General features: G+C 57.9%; 17 protein-coding genes and 1 riboswitch. Of the genes, 14 read left to right on the top strand and 3 right to left on the bottom strand.

Annotated features, from left to right (window positions below; genetic code table 11):
• Positions 1-51: 51 nt before the first annotated feature.
• Positions 52-468: an iron response transcriptional regulator IrrA gene (gene irrA, locus ACR0A2_RS14330; RefSeq protein WP_480835726.1), complete on the top strand. Its 417-nt coding sequence runs from the start codon at positions 52-54 to the stop codon at positions 466-468.
• A 6-nt stretch (positions 469-474) separates the two neighbouring features.
• Here the strand turns inward: irrA and ACR0A2_RS14325 are convergent, their stop codons facing one another.
• A complete protein-coding gene (locus tag ACR0A2_RS14325) occupies positions 475-1371 on the bottom strand; it encodes a LysR family transcriptional regulator (RefSeq protein ID WP_480835675.1) in 897 nt (298 codons plus the stop codon).
• A gap of 83 nt (positions 1372-1454) precedes the next feature.
• On the opposite strand from ACR0A2_RS14325, the gene ACR0A2_RS14320 reads away from it, so the two are divergent.
• Entirely contained in the window at positions 1455-2276 is an 822-nt protein-coding gene (locus tag ACR0A2_RS14320; protein WP_152457161.1) for a phytanoyl-CoA dioxygenase family protein, read from the top strand.
• Here the strand turns inward: ACR0A2_RS14320 and ACR0A2_RS14315 are convergent.
• Complete coding sequence (locus ACR0A2_RS14315; RefSeq protein WP_480835673.1) at positions 2259-3122, bottom strand: hypothetical protein; 864 nt, start codon at positions 3120-3122, stop codon at positions 2259-2261. The two genes, ACR0A2_RS14320 and ACR0A2_RS14315, sit on opposite strands and share 18 nt — an antisense overlap.
• A gap of 123 nt (positions 3123-3245) precedes the next feature.
• Between ACR0A2_RS14315 and miaB the strand changes: the two genes are divergently transcribed.
• The 10 genes from miaB to cmk all read left to right on the top strand — a co-directional run bounded on the left by miaB (position 3246) and on the right by cmk (position 13733).
• The gene (miaB, locus tag ACR0A2_RS14310; RefSeq protein ID WP_480835671.1) at positions 3246-4565 is read left to right on the top strand and encodes a tRNA (N6-isopentenyl adenosine(37)-C2)-methylthiotransferase MiaB; all 1320 of its coding nucleotides are present in this window, start codon (positions 3246-3248) and stop codon (positions 4563-4565) included.
• Complete coding sequence (locus ACR0A2_RS14305) at positions 4552-5502, top strand: outer membrane protein (RefSeq protein WP_480835670.1); 951 nt, start codon at positions 4552-4554, stop codon at positions 5500-5502. Before miaB ends, ACR0A2_RS14305 begins: the two co-directional genes overlap by 14 nt.
• A gap of 136 nt (positions 5503-5638) precedes the next feature.
• Positions 5639-6661, top strand: a complete 1023-nt coding sequence (locus tag ACR0A2_RS14300; RefSeq protein WP_171229543.1) for a PhoH family protein — start codon at positions 5639-5641, stop codon at positions 6659-6661.
• 36 nt (positions 6662-6697) lie between these two features.
• Positions 6698-7192: an rRNA maturation RNase YbeY gene (gene ybeY, locus ACR0A2_RS14295; protein WP_171641343.1), complete on the top strand. Its 495-nt coding sequence runs from the start codon at positions 6698-6700 to the stop codon at positions 7190-7192.
• A gap of 36 nt (positions 7193-7228) precedes the next feature.
• A complete protein-coding gene (locus ACR0A2_RS14290) occupies positions 7229-8116 on the top strand; it encodes a hemolysin family protein (protein WP_152457166.1) in 888 nt (295 codons plus the stop codon).
• Positions 8113-9618 (top strand): apolipoprotein N-acyltransferase, encoded by a 1506-nt coding sequence (gene lnt / locus ACR0A2_RS14285; protein WP_480835667.1) that lies wholly within the window; start codon positions 8113-8115, stop codon positions 9616-9618. Before ACR0A2_RS14290 ends, lnt begins: the two co-directional genes overlap by 4 nt.
• 41 nt (positions 9619-9659) lie before the next feature.
• Positions 9660-9709: riboswitch (SAM-SAH riboswitch) on the top strand.
• A gap of 5 nt (positions 9710-9714) precedes the next feature.
• On the top strand, positions 9715-10896 hold the full coding sequence (gene metK, locus ACR0A2_RS14280) for a methionine adenosyltransferase (RefSeq protein ID WP_480835665.1): 1182 nt from the start codon (positions 9715-9717) through the stop codon (positions 10894-10896).
• A 97-nt stretch (positions 10897-10993) separates the two neighbouring features.
• Positions 10994-11704 carry a tRNA (guanosine(46)-N7)-methyltransferase TrmB gene (gene trmB, locus ACR0A2_RS14275; protein WP_480835664.1) on the top strand — a complete coding sequence of 237 codons (711 nt, stop codon included), beginning with the start codon at positions 10994-10996 and terminating at the stop codon, positions 11702-11704.
• Between the two features lie 68 nt (positions 11705-11772).
• Positions 11773-13119, top strand: a complete 1347-nt coding sequence (aroA, locus tag ACR0A2_RS14270; RefSeq protein ID WP_480835662.1) for a 3-phosphoshikimate 1-carboxyvinyltransferase — start codon at positions 11773-11775, stop codon at positions 13117-13119.
• Positions 13116-13733 carry a (d)CMP kinase gene (gene cmk / locus ACR0A2_RS14265; RefSeq protein ID WP_480835660.1) on the top strand — a complete coding sequence of 206 codons (618 nt, stop codon included), beginning with the start codon at positions 13116-13118 and terminating at the stop codon, positions 13731-13733. Before aroA ends, cmk begins: the two co-directional genes overlap by 4 nt.
• A gap of 21 nt (positions 13734-13754) precedes the next feature.
• Here cmk and ACR0A2_RS14260 read toward each other — a convergent pair whose 3' ends face one another.
• Positions 13755-14231 (bottom strand): YHS domain-containing (seleno)protein, encoded by a 477-nt coding sequence (locus tag ACR0A2_RS14260; protein ID WP_171641330.1) that lies wholly within the window; start codon positions 14229-14231, stop codon positions 13755-13757.
• Between the two features lie 217 nt (positions 14232-14448).
• Between ACR0A2_RS14260 and ACR0A2_RS14255 the strand changes: the two genes are divergently transcribed.
• Complete coding sequence (locus ACR0A2_RS14255) at positions 14449-14985, top strand: hypothetical protein (protein ID WP_171330066.1); 537 nt, start codon at positions 14449-14451, stop codon at positions 14983-14985.
• A gap of 205 nt (positions 14986-15190) precedes the next feature.
• Entirely contained in the window at positions 15191-16876 is a 1686-nt protein-coding gene (locus ACR0A2_RS14250) for a tryptophan halogenase family protein (RefSeq protein ID WP_152457174.1), read from the top strand.
• Positions 16877-16908 lie beyond the last annotated feature (32 nt).

The raw sequence follows: 16908 nt of genomic DNA, 5'->3' as shown, positions 1-16908 counted from the left end.
GCCGGTGATGCGCCCCTATATATAAAGGCAGCAATAATGGGTATCGGATTGATGACACCTCAGAGCCGCGAAATCGCAACTGGTTGGCTGGTGAATGCCGGCTTGCGACCGACGCGTCAGCGCGTGGCGCTGGCCGAGCTTCTGGTGGGCGACGGCCGCCATCGCCATGTCACCGCAGAAAGCCTTTTTGAATGGGCAAAGGCGAACGGGGATGCGGTGTCTCTGGCAACGGTCTACAACACTCTGCGGGCTTTTTGCGATGCCGGAGTGCTGCAAGAAATCACAGTGGACGGATCGAAAAGCTATTTCGACACGAACACGCATGATCATCCCCATTTTTATTGGGAAGACGACGCAAGGCTAAGCGATGCGCCGTCGGATCAGCTGGTCATTCAGCGTCTTCCCGAGGCGCCGGAAGGTGTCGAAATCGCGTCTGTCGATGTCGTCATTCGCTTGCGCAAGAAGTAACAGACCTTAAACGCCTGTCAGCCCGGCCACCAATACACGTTCGGCCCTTTCTATGACCGTGTCAGAGGGCCCTGTGCCGTGCCGTGCCAGAACGACGGATTCTGCTGTGTCCGGATTGGCAATCGGTACGCTGACCAGATGCTTGTTGTCATAGCTGACGCTGCTGGGTGGGCTGGTATAGCTGATCCCGATTCCCTCACCATGGGCGGCAAGGCTGCGTTGGATTTCAAGGGATGCGGCCCGGTGCGCGACGGTAGGGCGCAGCCCGTTCTGCCGGAACAGGCCGAGAATGTGTTGGGCGGACAAACCTTCCGAAGACAGAATCAGCGGATAACCCTCCAGCAACGCAAGGGTGACTTCCTTGGTTGTCGCCAATGGATGATCCGGGGACATCAACGCCTTCGGCCTGCTGTCGAACAGCTTTGTACGGGCGAACCCCGCATCCATGGTCAGATCGTATGTGATTGCAATGTCAATCTGGCCATCGATCAATCCATTCAGCAGCCCTTCGAAGGACCCGGCCACGTATGTAAGGTTGATATCGGTGAACGTGTCGCGGAGAAGTTGCAGGGCCGGGGCCAAAAGGAAGGGAGCCAGGTCCGTAAAGCAGCCCAATCTCAGCCTGGAGGTGCCCGGCGCAGAGGTAACGGACGTTTCGATTCGCGCAGCATTTTTCAGCAAGACCTCGGCTTGGTCTATGAACGTACGTCCCTGAGGTGTCAGTGCCATGGCTGCGCCTCGGCGGCGAACGAACAGCGGATACCCCAAATGGGCTTCAACACGCGTCAGCGCAGTGGACAAGGCCGGTTGCGAAACATTGAGATGCTGGGCTGCCGCCGACAAACTGCCGTGACGCCCGACTGCACAGATATATTCATATTGGCGCAGCGAAATATATAACATGAGCTTAATAATAACTTCGAAAGATATGATTTGAACAGAATACATTTTTCCGGGCAAAAACAAAAAAACTTCAGGAGCTTCCGATGCCACACCCTCTTGTTTCTCAGCAGATGATCGACACTTATCAGGCCGACGGTGTCGTACTGGTCAAAGGGCTGTTTGCGGATCACGTGGATCAACTGCGCGATGGTGTGGCCGTGAATATGGCCGATCCCGGTCCCTATGCCTCGGAAAACAAGAAGGCGGGTGAAACAGGTCGTTTCTTTGATGATTACTGCAATTGGACTCGGATTCCGCAGTTCCGCGACGTGATCGAGACGTCTCCCGCAGCTGAGGTTGCCGCGGATCTGATGCAATCGAGACGCGTTCAGATGTTTCACGATCACGTGCTGGTCAAGGAACCCGGTACGTCGATGGCGACACCGTGGCATCAGGACGGCCCATATTATTTCGTCGAGGGTCAGCAGACGATCAGCTTCTGGTCTCCGCTTGATCCGGTCAGGCAGGCGACGCTGCGGTGTGTCGCCGGGTCGCACCGGTGGGAGAAAGAAGTTCTGCCGACACGATGGGTCTCCGAGGACGGCTTTTTCCCGGATGAAGGTCAGTACATTCCTGTGCCGGATCCGGATGCCGAAGGTATGAAGATCGTCGAATTCGAGATGGAGCCCGGCGATGCCGTCGCTTTCAACTATCGCACGCTGCACGGTGCGCGCGGAAACCAGTCGGACAGCCGTCGCCGCGCCTTTTCACTGCGGCTGGTGGGCGACGATGCCCGGTATGTAGAGCGCCCCGGCCGAACCTCGCCCCCGTTTCCCGGTCATGACATGACGCCGGGACAGCGCCTGCGCGAGGATTGGTTTCCGATCTTGTTGCAGCGCCAGGCCGGCTCAGAACCACTGACCTGATTCGATCAGCCCGAGATCCAGCAGCTGGCGGGACTGCCATTCAAACGGCACCGAGTTGCGCCAGCGAAAGCTTCGGATGTCAAAGGTTGACCCTGCATTGGATTTCAGAGCCTTCGCGGCACGGAAGGAACAAATGGCGGCCGTCAGGTTGTGATGCCAGGGACAGGAATAGGTATTGTATTCCGGTTCGTTGAAGGTGTGATCGGGTCTCAGCACCAGGTTTTTTTGCGCTTTGAACAATGCGATGCGGTCGATCCTGCGACGTTCGTAGGGGATGTGGTCCTCGAACCGCCATCGCAACCCACCGGAAAGATCCACCTGACGGTCCAGCGGTTGGCCGCTTGGGTCGTGGCGGGTATGGGCATAATAGCCAACACTGTCGAACATGGCCTGATCCGGGGCCACGCCATTGGGATGTGCGGTCAGATCCTCGGCGTATAGGTCAACGACATAGCTGAGCATCGCATTGCGACGCTCTTCACAATGAAAGACAAGCATCTCGCCCACGCTGCGCGTTTCGCAGTAGGGAAAGAATAGGTATTCGGCGTTGTAGCAATAATACATCCAGATGCCGGGTGCGGCCTGAATGATCCTGTTTATGGTTTCGAACACGACCAGCCGGGGAACACATTTCAAATTGATCCGATGCACCTTGGCGGACAGGTCCTCTGTCAGGTGAAACTCGTCCGGGGCAAAGACGATCACGGATTTGAAGCCGAGCCTTAGATGATGGTGCAGCGTGCTGGCCAGCTCCACGTCGTCCTCGGCAAAAATCAATGCTACGGGGCCTTTGGACAGTGCGGCCTGTCCCGATTTCAGGAAATGGTCGAGGGAATCGTACGTCATCGGGTGCTTTTTGGTCCGGCCTTGCTGGAAAGTCCTGCCAAATTCGGGTAATTGCGCCCGCATTGCAAGCGGCGTTCGAAGCGTATAGATGACGCCGATCCAGCGAATGCAAAGGCCCGTCCCATGTCCGAACCGAAGAAGCTGTTTATCAAGACTTATGGCTGTCAGATGAACGTCTATGACAGTGAACGCATGTCCGAGGCGCTGGGCGGGCAGGGCTATGTCGAAACCAAAACGCCTGACGATGCCGACATGATTCTGCTGAACACTTGTCACATCCGCGAAAAAGCGGCTGAGAAAGTGTATTCGGAACTCGGTCGCTTCAAGGGTCTGAAGGCCGAAAAGCCTGACCTGAAGATCGGTGTGGCAGGCTGTGTTGCGCAGGCCGAAGGTGAAGAAATCATGCGCCGCCAGCCGCTGGTCGATCTGGTCGTCGGTCCGCAAAGCTATCACCGTCTGCCCGAGATGGAGGCCAGGACCCGTGCGGGCGAAAAGGCGCTGGACACCGATTTCCCCGAGGAAGACAAGTTCGAAAAACTGAAAAACCGTCCCAAGGCCAAACGCGGCCCGACGGCGTTTCTGACCGTTCAGGAAGGGTGCGACAAGTTCTGCGCCTTCTGCGTGGTGCCTTATACGCGTGGGGCCGAAGTCAGCCGCCCCGCGGATCGCATCATCCGCGAAGCCCATGATCTGGTTGAACGCGGCGTGCGCGAGATCACGCTGCTAGGTCAGAACGTGAACGCCTATCACGGGGCCGGCCCCGACGGAGACATGACCCTGGCCGGGCTGATCTGGGAACTGAACAAGGTTGACGGGCTGGAACGTATTCGTTTCACCACGTCGCACCCCAATGACATGGCCGACGACCTGATCGAGGCGCATGGCAGCTGTGAGAAATTGATGCCATATCTGCACCTGCCGGTTCAGTCGGGCTCGGACCGTATCCTCAAGCGAATGAATCGCAGCCACACGGCAGAAAGCTATCTGCGCCTGATCGAGCGCATTCGTGCGGCGCGCCCGGATATCGTAATGTCAGGGGATTTCATCGTCGGCTTCCCCGAAGAAACCGAAGAGGACTTTCAGGCAACGTTGGATTTGGTTGAAGAGGTCAAATACGGCTACGCCTATTCCTTCAAGTATTCCACACGCCCGGGAACACCGGCGGCTGAACGGGCTCAGGTTGATTCGGCTGCGGCGGATGATCGATTGCAGCGCCTTCAGGCCCTTATCACGCGGCACCAAAGGGAAATTCAGGACGGTATGGTCGGTCGTACAGTCCGCGTTTTGTTTGAAAAACCGGGTCGCCTGCCGGGCCAGATGGTCGGAAAATCCGAGTATCTGCACTCGGTGCATGTGAAAGGGCCCGAGATTGCCGTTGGTGATCTGAAAGAGGTCCGGATCACCGACTCGGGCGCCAATTCTTTGGCGGGTGAGCTGCTCTGAGTCGGTAAGATTCCGCCGTTCAGACACCATAGTTGGTGTTTGTTTCGAAAATTTACCCTTGATTTATTGCTTGGAACTATGCTCGGAGAGGAGCCATGTTTTTTCAGGCGCCGTGTTTGCGTCAAAAAAACGATTATTCGCCGATCCCGAGATCGGAGTGATGGAGGTACGAGTGCCAATCTTGAACAGCTTCAGGACCCTGAGCCTAGTGAAAACCTTGCCTTTGGCCTCGGTTGTCACTTTTTTTGCCAGCGCGACGATTGCCGGAGACCTGAAGGGCACGACAACCGATCCTGTCGTTATCAGCCCCAAGAAGTTCAGCAGTGACGTCAGTGCATTTTATCTGGGGATTGCTGGCGGCTACGCCTCAGGCTGGGACGATCGATTTGGTCTGAGAACGCCCGCCGGACTGTTTGATATTGGCGACCTGAACGTATCCGGGGCATACGGTGGCTTTCGTGGTGGTTGGCGTGGTGTTCTGCCTTCAAGGTGGGGGCGTGATTTCGTTTATGGTTTTGAAGTCAGTTATGATTTCGGATCCTTGGACGATAGTGTCAGAACCCAGATCGGCGGTTCGAACGTTGAGGGTGGGGCAGAGATATCTGACGTTTTGTCCCTCAAATATCGAAGCGGCCTGACAAGCCGAAACGGTCGAGTTCTGTACTTTTTCAGCGTCGGTTACCTGTGGGGCGATGTTGAAACAACCAACAGCATCACATCCGGAACTACAGTACAGAGTTTTTCGGCATCGGATCGGCGGGGCGGATATACCGCAAGCATCGGTGCCGAACACAAGCTGACAGACAATTGGTCGGTCACCGGCGAATACGAATACGTCCAGTTCAAATCTGAAGACGTTCAATTCGGTTCGGGCTTTTCCACGAAGTCCACACCGAAATACGGCGGCTTGAGATTCGGGCTGAACTATACGTTCTGATGCGCGTCTGACAGGCTTTTTTCTTTTGTATGGTCGGCGCTTTTGTCATCCCTGGGCTTATTTTTGAAACTGTGGCTTGCGCCCACCGAGATTTGTTGTCTACGCTCGGGGAGAACTGCCAAGACAGGAGAACGGATTGGCCATCGGTGCCCTGACCCCACCGCAAGACGAAATGCCCCAACGCGAGGCGTTTTTAGAGTTTCCCGACAACCGATTGTTGATTGACCTGTGCGGCGAATACGACCGCAACCTGACCGACATCGAAAGCAAGCTTTCCGTCCAGATCGTGCGCCGCGGCAATCAGCTTGTCGTGATGGGCGATGAAGACGCCCAGAAGCAGGCTATTGAGGTGCTTCAATCGCTTTACGCGCGATTGGAAGGCGGGCGCGAGGTCGAGGCCGCGGACGTGGACCGAGAACTGCGGATGGGTGGTTCGGAACAGGGGACCGGCAGCCGCGACGGCGATCAGTTGGAAATGTTCAAGGGCGGTTCAGTCGAAATCAAAACCCGCAAGAAACTGGTGGAACCGCGCACGGACGCCCAGAAGGCTTATGTGCAGTCACTGTTTCAAAATGAGCTTGCATTTGGCATCGGGCCAGCTGGCACGGGGAAAACCTATCTGGCTGTCGCCGTGGGCGTGTCGATGTTCATTGGCGGGCATGTGGATCGAATCATCCTCAGCCGCCCGGCGGTCGAGGCGGGTGAAAAACTGGGCTATCTGCCCGGTGACATGAAGGACAAGGTCGATCCCTACATGCAGCCGCTGTACGACGCGCTGAATGATTTTCTGCCCGGCAAGCAGCTGGCCAAGCTGATCGAGGAAAAGCGAATCGAAATAGCGCCGCTGGCGTTCATGCGTGGACGCACGTTGGCCAATGCTTTTGTAGTGCTGGACGAGGCACAGAACGCCACGACCATGCAGATGAAGATGTTCCTGACTCGTCTGGGCGAAGGCAGCCGCATGGTAATCACCGGCGACAGGTCTCAAGTGGATTTACCACGCGGCGTTCAGTCGGGTTTGCAGGATGCGGAAAGACTGTTGAAAACGATCCCCAACATCAGTTTCAACTATTTCACGTCCAAGGACGTGGTTCGCCACCCGCTTGTGGCCGCGATCATCGAAGCGTATGAGGCGGATGCGGGCCGCGAAACCAGTTGATTGCAAGGCTCATTCACAGGGCTGTTGTGCGATAAGATGAATCTGGAACTCACTGTCGAAGACGACCGGTGGCAAGGGCTTGAAGCTTTGTCGCGGCAAGCGATATCCGCCGTCCTGTCCCATGCGGAACTGGACCCTGAGCTTTGCGAGATCAGCGTTCTGGGATGCGATGATGCGCGCATTTCGGAGCTGAACGCCGAGTTTCGCGGCAAACCAGCCGCCACCAATGTTCTGAGCTGGCCGGTAGAAGATTTGGCCCCGGACGAAGCCGGGCAAGCGCCCCATCCGCCAAAGCCGGATTTCACCGGTGAAATTCCTTTGGGCGATATTGCGATTTCCTTCGACACCTGCGCGCGTGAGGCGGATGAGGCGGGCAAGGACATTGATGATCACGTCATCCATTTGCTTGTTCACGGAACGTTGCATTTGCTGGGATATGATCACATTCGTGACCCCGATGCCGCTTTGATGGAAGGGATTGAGGTCGAGATACTTGGCAAATTGGGTATCGATGACCCATATAAGGTATAAGGTGGGTCATGTGACCCGATCAGTTGGAACAAGGTAATGGGCGAAACAGACGGCAGTTCTAGGGCGGCGCAAAGCGCGCAACCTCAGGACAGCGGCAATGATACAGAAGAGAAAAGCGGGTTTATTTCCCGCATTTTCGACGCGTTTTCGGGTCATGAGACTCAGCAAAACCCGGGGATGAATGGGCAGAGCGCAGCGGCCGCTCGGCCTCACGGGATGATGAACCTGCGCAGGATGCGCGTCGAAGACGTGGCCATTCCGACGGCCGAGATCATCGCGGTTCCTTCCACCATCACCAAGGATGAACTGGCCGACGTGTTCCGGGACAGTGGGTTGTCCAGAATCCCGGTCTATGAAGGAACGCTGGATACGCCGTTGGGCTTTGTTCACCTCAAGGATTTCGCACTGACCCATGGTTTCAACGGCGGCGCGGACAAGTTTGACCTGAAATCCATGTTGCGCACGCTTTTGTTTGTGCCGCCTTCAATGCCGATCGGTGTCCTGCTGACCAAGATGCAGACCGAACGTCGCCATATGGCGTTGGTTATTGATGAGTATGGTGGCGTCGACGGGCTGCTGACGATCGAAGACTTGATCGAGCAGGTCGTGGGTGAGATCGCGGACGAACACGATGCAGACGAAGATCAGCTTTGGGTGCAGGAAAAGCCCGGCTGTTACGTTGTGCAGGCACGTGTGCCGCTTGAGGACTTCGAGGCCGAGATCGGCAGATCCTTGACCAGCCACGAGGATGTGGATGAAGAAGACATCGACACGCTGGGGGGGCTAGTGTTCATGCTGTCCGGGCGTGTTCCAGCACGGGGTGAGGTCGTGATTCATCCGGAAGGGCCGGAATTCGAAGTGATCGAAGCCGACCCGCGGCGCATCAAACGGTTGCGCGTCATGCTGCCGGACGTCGCTGCATGACGCCTGTCCGGGGCTGGCCGTTATCGTTGAGATTGTTTGCCGCCGCCGCACTGGGCGCCTTCGGCGCTTTTGGCCAGGCACCGCATGGGTATTGGGGCGCTACGGTTGTTGCACTGGTTTTGATCGTTCCGGTGTTCCTCGCCAGTGAAACCCGTGCTCGCGCGGGGTGGATCGGCTGGTTCTTCGCCACCGGCTATTTTGCCCATGCGCTCAGCTGGATCATCGAGCCCTTTCAGGTGGATGCAGAGCGCCACGCCTGGATGGCGCCGTTTGCGCTGGTGTTCATGGCCGGCGGGCTCGCCCTGTTCTGGGCGGTTGCGTTTCGACTGGCGCGGCATGTTGGCGCGACCGCCATGCAGCAAAGCGTTTTGCTGATCGCAACGCTGTCGCTGGCTGAACTGGCACGGGGATACGTACTGACCGGATTCCCCTGGGGCGGAGTGGCGCAAATCTGGGTGAATACGCCCGTGGCGCAATTGCTGTCTCTGATAGGGCCGTATGGCCTGAATGCGCTGACATTTGCCGTGGCGTTTCCGATAGGGGCGGCACTGATTCAGGAAAGACGCTTGCGGGCACTGCTCCGTCCACTGGGATTTGCAGCTGCGGCGGCGGCGCTGGCAGTTGGCTATGCGTCGATGCGGCCAATAGTGCAGGAAGGCCCGCACACAGTTCGTGTTGTTCAGCCCAACGCGCCGCAGCACCAAAAGTGGGACCCGGCATATGCGCCCTTGTTCTTTGCCCGTCAGATTGAATATTCCGCCGCTTTGCCCAGACCGGACCTGATCGTCTGGCCCGAGACCGCAGTTCCAGCCTGGCTGGGCAGCGCGCAACCGTATTTGACGGCCATTGCGGATGCCGCTCAGGGGACGCCCGTGGTTTTGGGGATCCAGCGCGGAGACGGCCCGAGGATTTTCAACTCGATGGTCTATCTGGATGAAGCCGGGCAGCAGGGCGGTCTGTATGACAAACACCATCTGGCCCCGTTTGGAGAATATGTGCCTTTTGGCGAGTTGATGGGCCATTTTGGGATTTATGGGATGGCGGCGACGACGGGGCATGGATTCAGCGCAGGGCCGGGGCCCGAGCTCTTGGGCCTTGGCAAATTGGGAAAGGCGCTGCCTCTGATCTGTTACGAAGCCGTGTTCCCGCAGGATGTGAACGGGGCGGCGGGTCGGGCGGACTTTTTGTTGCAGATCACCAATGACGCATGGTTCGGAACGCGTTCGGGACCGTTTCAGCATCTGGCACAGGCCCGGATGAGGGCAATTGAACAGGGTCTGCCGATGATCCGTTCGGCCAATACCGGCATATCGGCCATGATTAACCCATTGGGTCAGGTCACGGCCTCATTGGCGCTGGGCAAGGCGGGTTACGTGGATGCGATCCTGCCGCAGCCACATCAGCCAACAGTTTATTCCAGCATCGGGGACAGCCCTGTTCTTGGACTGCTATTGTTTCTTACTGCATTGGCGTGGTTCAACATCCGTCGCCTGACCAAATAATTTAAGATTGACCCCATCTTTAAGCGAGCGTATGCGTCTGTGACCTGTCACAACGGCTTCCTGGCGTGGCGGAGAAACCCCTAATGGAGCGCATTTATGTCCCGACAGAACTATACATTTACTTCGGAATCCGTTTCCGAAGGGCATCCCGACAAGGTCTGTGACCGCATCTCGGATGCTGTCCTTGATGCATTTCTCAATGAAGAACCAGAAGCCCGTGTGGCCTGCGAGACTTTCGCCACGACCAACCGGGTTGTGATCGGTGGCGAAGTAGGTCTGTCTGATCAAGACAAGCTGCACGATTACATGGGTCGCATCGAACATATCGCCCGCGACTGTGTCAAAGACATCGGTTACGAGCAGGACAAGTTTCACCACGAAACCGTCGAAGTAACCAACCTGCTGCACGAACAATCCGCCCATATCGCTCAGGGCGTTGATGCTGCGGACGACAAGGACGAGGGTGCCGGCGACCAGGGCATCATGTTCGGTTATGCCACGACTGAAACTCCGGCGCTGATGCCCGCACCGATCCAGTATTCGCACGCTATCCTGCGGCGACTGGCGGAAGTGCGCAAGAATGGTACCGAACCTGCTTTGGGCCCTGATGCAAAGTCGCAGCTTTCAGTCGTTTATCGCGACGGCAAGCCGGTCGGCGTCAGCTCGATCGTTCTGTCTACGCAGCACCTGGATGAAGCGTTGTCTTCGGATGATATCCGCGCCATCGTCGAGCCCTATATCCGCGAAACCCTGCCTGACGGCTGGCTGTCGGCCGAAACCGAATGGCACGTCAACCCGACCGGCAAATTCGTTATCGGCGGACCGGATGGTGACGCGGGCCTGACCGGGCGCAAGATCATCGTGGATACCTATGGCGGTGCGGCCCCTCACGGCGGCGGCGCGTTCTCGGGCAAAGACCCGACCAAGGTTGACCGTTCGGCAGCTTACGCAGCACGCTATCTGGCCAAAAACGTCGTGGCGGCCGGCATGGCTGAACGCTGCACGATTCAGCTGAGCTATGCGATTGGCGTGTCCAAGCCGCTGTCGATCTATGCCGACACGCACGGAACCGGCCAATTGGCAGATGCGGTTATCGAAAAAGCTGTGGGTGAGGTCATGGATCTGACACCGCGCGGCATTCGCCAGCATCTGCAACTGAACAAGCCAATCTATCAGCGCACTGCTGCTTACGGCCACTTTGGTCGCCAGCCGAGCGATGATGGGGGTTTCAGCTGGGAGCGCACCGATCTGGTCGATGCGTTGAAATCCGCAGTCTGATCTGAACAACACAAAGCGCGCCTTGCAGGGCGCGCTTTTTCCTTGCGCGTACCGCGCGCCCTTGCAACGTTCTCTGGCGCGCAGTATGGCGACCGCCATGAGCACCGAGACCCCACAACGCCCGCGCAGAAACTTCTATGGCCGCTTCAAGGGCAAGGCCCTGAAGCCCAGCCAAAAGACCTATCTGAACGAAGATCTGGCGGCTTTGTCGCCCGGTGCGGTGGATTGGGATACAAACCCCGAACGCAGGCCGTTGGACCTGAACAAGTTGTTCGGCGGCAAGCCGGTCTGGCTGGAAGTCGGCTTTGGCGGCGGCGAGCATCTGGTTCATCAGGCGCAAAGCAACCCCGACATCGGCATCATCGGGGCCGAGCCCTATATCAACGGCGTTGCCATGCTGCTGGGTAAAATTCGGCAGGCGGGGGTTGATAACCTTGCTGTGCATCCCGGCGATGCCCGAGACCTGTTCGACGTGCTGCCAGAGGCCAGCATATCGCGCGCCTTCCTTCTGTATCCTGACCCGTGGCCCAAAACCCGGCATCATCGTCGCCGTTTCGTGACGCCGGAACATCTTGAACCCTTGGCAAAGGTCTTGAAGCCTGGATCGATCTTCCGAGTCGCCACGGACATCCCCGACTATGTGCGGCAGACACTCGAGGAAGTCCCCCGCGCCGGGTTCGAGTGGCTGGCCGAGCGCCCCGCAGATTGGCGCGAGCCGTGGGACGACTGGATTTCCACACGCTACGAGCAGAAAGCCTTGCGTGAAGGTCGCACGCCCCATTACCTGACCTTCCGCCGCAATGACTGATTGCCGCTGGACCAACCGGTGCCAATTCGCTAATCGGCTTGAGCACTGATAGCGCAAAAGGAGCCCCCATGTCCGGACACGGAACGCCCATCTCGATGACTTCGCATCCCTGCGGCCCGCTGACCGGCACGGCAGAGGTGCCGGGCGACAAGTCGATTTCGCACCGGTCGTTGATCCTTGGCGCGATGGCTGTGGGCGAGACCAGGATCTCGGGGTTGCTCGAAGGTGAGGACGTCTTGGACACCGCAAAGGCAATGCGGGCCTTCGGGGCAGAAGTCACAGATCATGGCGGCGGCGAATGGACCGTGCATGGCGTGGGCGTGGGCGGGTTTGCCGAACCGGATCAGGTGATTGACTGCGGCAATTCCGGCACCGGAGTCCGGCTGATCATGGGTGCCATGGCGACCTCGCCGATTACGGCAACCTTTACCGGCGATGCCAGCCTGAACAAACGCCCCATGGCGCGGGTAACGGATCCGCTTGCGTTGTTTGGTGCGCAGGCCGTTGGCCGCTCGGGGGGGCGTTTGCCCATGACGATCGTCGGTGCGGCAGACCCGACTCCGGTCCGGTACGAAGTTCCGGTGCCCTCGGCGCAGGTGAAATCAGCGGTTCTGCTTGCGGGGCTGAATGCCTCCGGTAAAACCGTGGTTATCGAGAAAGAGGCAACCCGCGATCATTCCGAGCGGATGTTGTCCGGTTTCGGTGCCGAAATTACGGTGGAAGACACTGATGAAGGCCGGGTCATCACTTTGACGGGTCGCCCGGAGTTGAAGCCGCAAGTCATCGCCGTTCCACGCGACCCGTCCAGCGCGGCCTTCCCGGTTTGCGCGGCGCTGATCACGCCCGGTTCGGACGTACTGGTGCCGGGTATCGGTCTGAACCCCACGCGCGCGGGCCTGTTCACGACGCTGCGCGAGATGGGCGCCGACCTGACCTATGAAAACGAGCGCGAAGAGGGCGGCGAGCCGGTTGCCGATCTGCGCGCGAAATACTCGCCAGACATGAAGGGTATTGACGTACCGCCTGAACGCGCGGCCTCGATGATCGACGAATATCCCGTTTTGTCCGTGGTTGCCGCAAACGCCACGGGCACCACGATGATGGGCGGAGTGAAGGAACTCCGGGTGAAGGAAAGCGACCGCATCGATGCCATGGCGCGCGGTCTGCGCGCCAACGGCGTCACGGTCAACGAGGGTGACGACTGGTGGTCGGTCGAAGGGTTGGGTATTGGCAAGGTTCCGGGCGGCGGGACGTGCGAAAGCTTCCTGGATCACCGCATTGCCATGTCCTTCATGGTCATGGGCATGGGCGCGCAGAACCCGGTAAGCGTGGATGATGGTGGTCCGATCGCGACATCCTTCCCGATTTTTGAGCCGTTGATGGCGTCGCTTGGTGCAAGGGTAGAGCGCAGGTGAGCTTCACTGTCGCCATTGACGGACCTGCGGCTGCGGGCAAGGGCACGATCTCCAAGGCCGTTGCGGCGCATTTCGGGTTCGCGCATCTGGACACCGGCTTGCTGTATCGAGCCGTTGGGCGGCGCACTCTTGAAGGGTTTGGCACGCTTGAAGCAGCGCAGGCCCTGACCGCCGAAGAGCTTGAGCAGGGTGATCTGCGCACGGCTGAAATCGCGCAGGCCGCATCCAAAGTGGCGGTGATCCCCGAGGTTCGCGCCGCCTTGGTGGATTTTCAGCGCGCCTTTGCCCGAAGTTCGGGCGGGGCCGTCTTGGATGGGCGCGACATCGGGACGGTGATTTGTCCCAATGCCGAGGTGAAGCTGTTTGTAACGGCCAGCCCAGAGGTGCGAGCCGAACGCCGGTTTCTGGAGCTTAGCGCCAAAGGTGCTGACGTGACGCGCGAACAGGTTCTGGCAGATGTCAAAGAGCGGGATGCACGCGACGCAGAGCGCAGCGCTGCGCCGATGAAGCCAGCTGAGGATGCAGTGCAACTGGACACGACAGACCTCAGTATCGAGGCTGCATTGGCCAAAGCGCTTGAAATCATCAGCGCAAAACTGCCCGCGACGCGCTGACGTCGCAGGCAGGGGCGGCATTTACAGCTTGCCTACGGCGATGCTCTTGATATTGGCCCACTGTTCGTCCGCCGTTTTTGCGGTGGCGGGAACGTCCTTCAGGAAGGCCGCGCGGGTTTCGGCGTTCAGGAACAGGTACAGTTTTCCATCTGCAACCAGGTACTGATCCGGGTCTCCGTCGAACTTCTTGCCGACCGATACGCCGAATGAACAGAACCCACCATGCTGCGGCAAGTAGGCCTCCGGGTTTGCTTCGAACGCCTCGAGGTTGGCGGCGGTGGTGAAGTAATAGGACGCGCCGTCATAGGTTGCCGAGTGGGTGGCGAAGCCTTCGACCGGGTTGCCATCATTGACCAAAGCAACCAGATCGACCCCATGTGCGGCAAGCGGGGCACCTGCGGCTGAGATGCCGTTCGACACGTTGATTTCGTCCGCGGCAAAAGCCGGAGTGGACAGGGCGATGGCGGCTGCTAGGGCGGTGAAGACGATAGTTTTCATTGCACGTTTCCTCTTGGTTCTGGGTTCGGGTCGATCGGATCGTCGACCGGTGAAACATAGTTAGGGGATGAAAGCTGGACGTGTAATCGCAGATAGGCCATCAGATATTGCAGATCGTACAAGTATCTGAATGTCCAGAAGGTGCGTTCACCAAGCTTTGTTTGGTCAGTGTGGTTTTGCGTACCTATGCTGAAAGAATGCCCGCAGGAGTGCCATCATGATCCGATTAGCCCTCATCCTTGTTTTCATTGCCCGAAGCCTTGCCGCGCAAGAGCCCGTGCAAAGCCCACCCGAAGCCGAGCCGCCGATGACGTATGAACGGCTGGGCAACATTCTTTTCGCGCTTGACCCCGAAGCAGAGCCGAGCGGCCCCGGGTTTCAATTGACGATTGCAGGGGTGGAGGTTTTGGTCATCACCGACACCAATGCGGATCGGATGCGGGCCATGGTCCCGATCCGCAGCGCCGAGGCGCTGTCGGAGGAAGACTTGATCCGAATGATGCAGGCCAATTTCGACAGCACGCTGGATGCCCGTTATGCGATTGCCAATGGCACCTTGTGGGCTGCGTTTATCCACCCATTGTCCCTTTTGGAAAAAGACCAGCTGATCTCGGGGCTGGCCCAGACTGTGAACATCGCCAGGACATATGGCACCCTGTATTCCGGCGGCGCGGCAGAGTTCGGAGGCGGCGACAGCACCGATCTGCAACGTGAGTTGATTGAGGAACTGCTGAAGAAAGGCGAAGAGATCTGACTGCATCGTGAATATGGGACTGGCGTGACGCCAGCTGATTGGCCGACGTTGCACGGACGGGCCTTCAGGCCGGTGCGTCATAGACCCTAGATGGATTCAGGAAAGCTGTTATAGTTTCTTCCCAGCGAAAAGGGAAAGCTGCGACACAACCCGCAAAAAGCAGGGGCGCAGCATAAAATTCCCAAGCCAACAGGGACAAAACTACATGAACAATCGTTTGAACAAAATCACCATCGTGGGTGGCGGTACGGCTGGATGGATGACCGCGCTGATCCTGGACATGGTGTTTTCCCGCACGTCAGCGCCCAAGGATCGACCGCAAATCTGCCTGATCGAAAGCCCGAACATCTCGACCGTAGGGGTGGGTGAAGCCACGGTTCCGCGGATGCCTGTCACGCTGCGTCAGGCGGGCATTTCAGAGCGGAGTTTCTTCCGCGAGACCAACGCGTCCTTCAAGCTGGGTGTGAAGTTCTGCAATTGGAACAATGACGCCAAGGGCAATCGCATCGACTACATGAACCCCTTTGCGCATGGCCAGATGCTTGAGGGGCTGGAGGCTGCCGAGTATTTCCTGCGCTTCGGCAATGGCGACCGGGATTTCACGCAGTCCATATCGCCCCATGATGATCTGGCCCGTTTGTGCAAGGGTGCGCGTCAGTTGGGGCAGCCGGAGTTCGAGCAAAGGTTTGGTTATGCCTATCATCTGGATGCCGTAAAGTTTGCAGGCATGCTGACTAGGGTCTGCACGAAGCGCGGAGTGGAGCATATCCGGGATGAGGTGCAAACGGTTGAACTGGATGAACAGGGCAATGTCAGTCATCTCATGCTCGAGGCAAAAGGCCGCCATGACATTGAGATGGTCGTGGATTGCACCGGATTTCGTGGGCTGATCATCAACAAGGCACTTGGTGAGCCATTTTTGGATTACTCTGACTACCTGCCCAATGATCGGGCCATGGCGTTGCAGATCGAGCATCCGGATCCTGACAAGATCGAAAGCGCCACCAGATCCACTGCCTTGGGCGCAGGTTGGACGTGGCGCGTGCCGCTTTTTAACCGTGTGGGCACAGGATATGTCTATTCGTCGGCACACCGCACGGATGATCAGGCAGCGGACGAATACCTTGAGTGGCTGGGTGACAGCGGCAAGGGTTTGACACCACGCGTGATCCCGATGCGCGTCGGTCGCGTGCGCAATGCCTGGGTCAAGAATTGCGTGGCCATAGGCCTGTCCGGCGGGTTCATTGAACCGCTGGAAAGCACGGCGATCCACATGATTGACCATGCGATACGCTGGTTCGCCGAGCATTTGCCCACGCGAGACATCGAGCCTTCGCTGAGGGACAGATACAATCGACAGATGGACAAGCTCTATAATGAGGTTCTGGAATTCATCTGTTTGCACTATCGGTTGGGCAACCGTACCGATGACCAATACTGGATCGATGCGCGCACCGAGATGAAGATACCGGATCGGTTGGCCGAAAATCTTGACTTGTGGCAGTATCGCCTGCCGATGGACCACGATATCGAGTTCGCCACTTTGTTTGACAGCCGCGTTTATCAGACCGTTCTTTTGGGCAAACAGGTTTATGATACGGGCTACGGTTCAGGCATCCGTGATCGTCTTCGACCGTTGAAGAAACCGATTTGGTTCCAGGGTATGAAGAACGCGAAAATGGATCTGGCGAAGATCGTTAAATCCATGCCGGATCACAAAACACTGTTGCGCGATATCCGGGGGGAACTTGATCAACCTGCCTTTGGAATGGCGGCGGCAATGAAGCCGACAGTGGCGATGCCTGGTACGGCGCCAGCCCCTGTTGTCATCGAAAACATGCCGAACTTTGCTGAAATCCAAAGCGGCAAAAAGGATCTGCAACTGTTCTGACTGCTTCCTGCCCGTCGCGCAGGGAGTGTTTT

The organism is Ruegeria sp. H8 (assembly GCF_056532905.1).
This window is presented reverse-complemented; position numbering and strand designations above follow the sequence as displayed.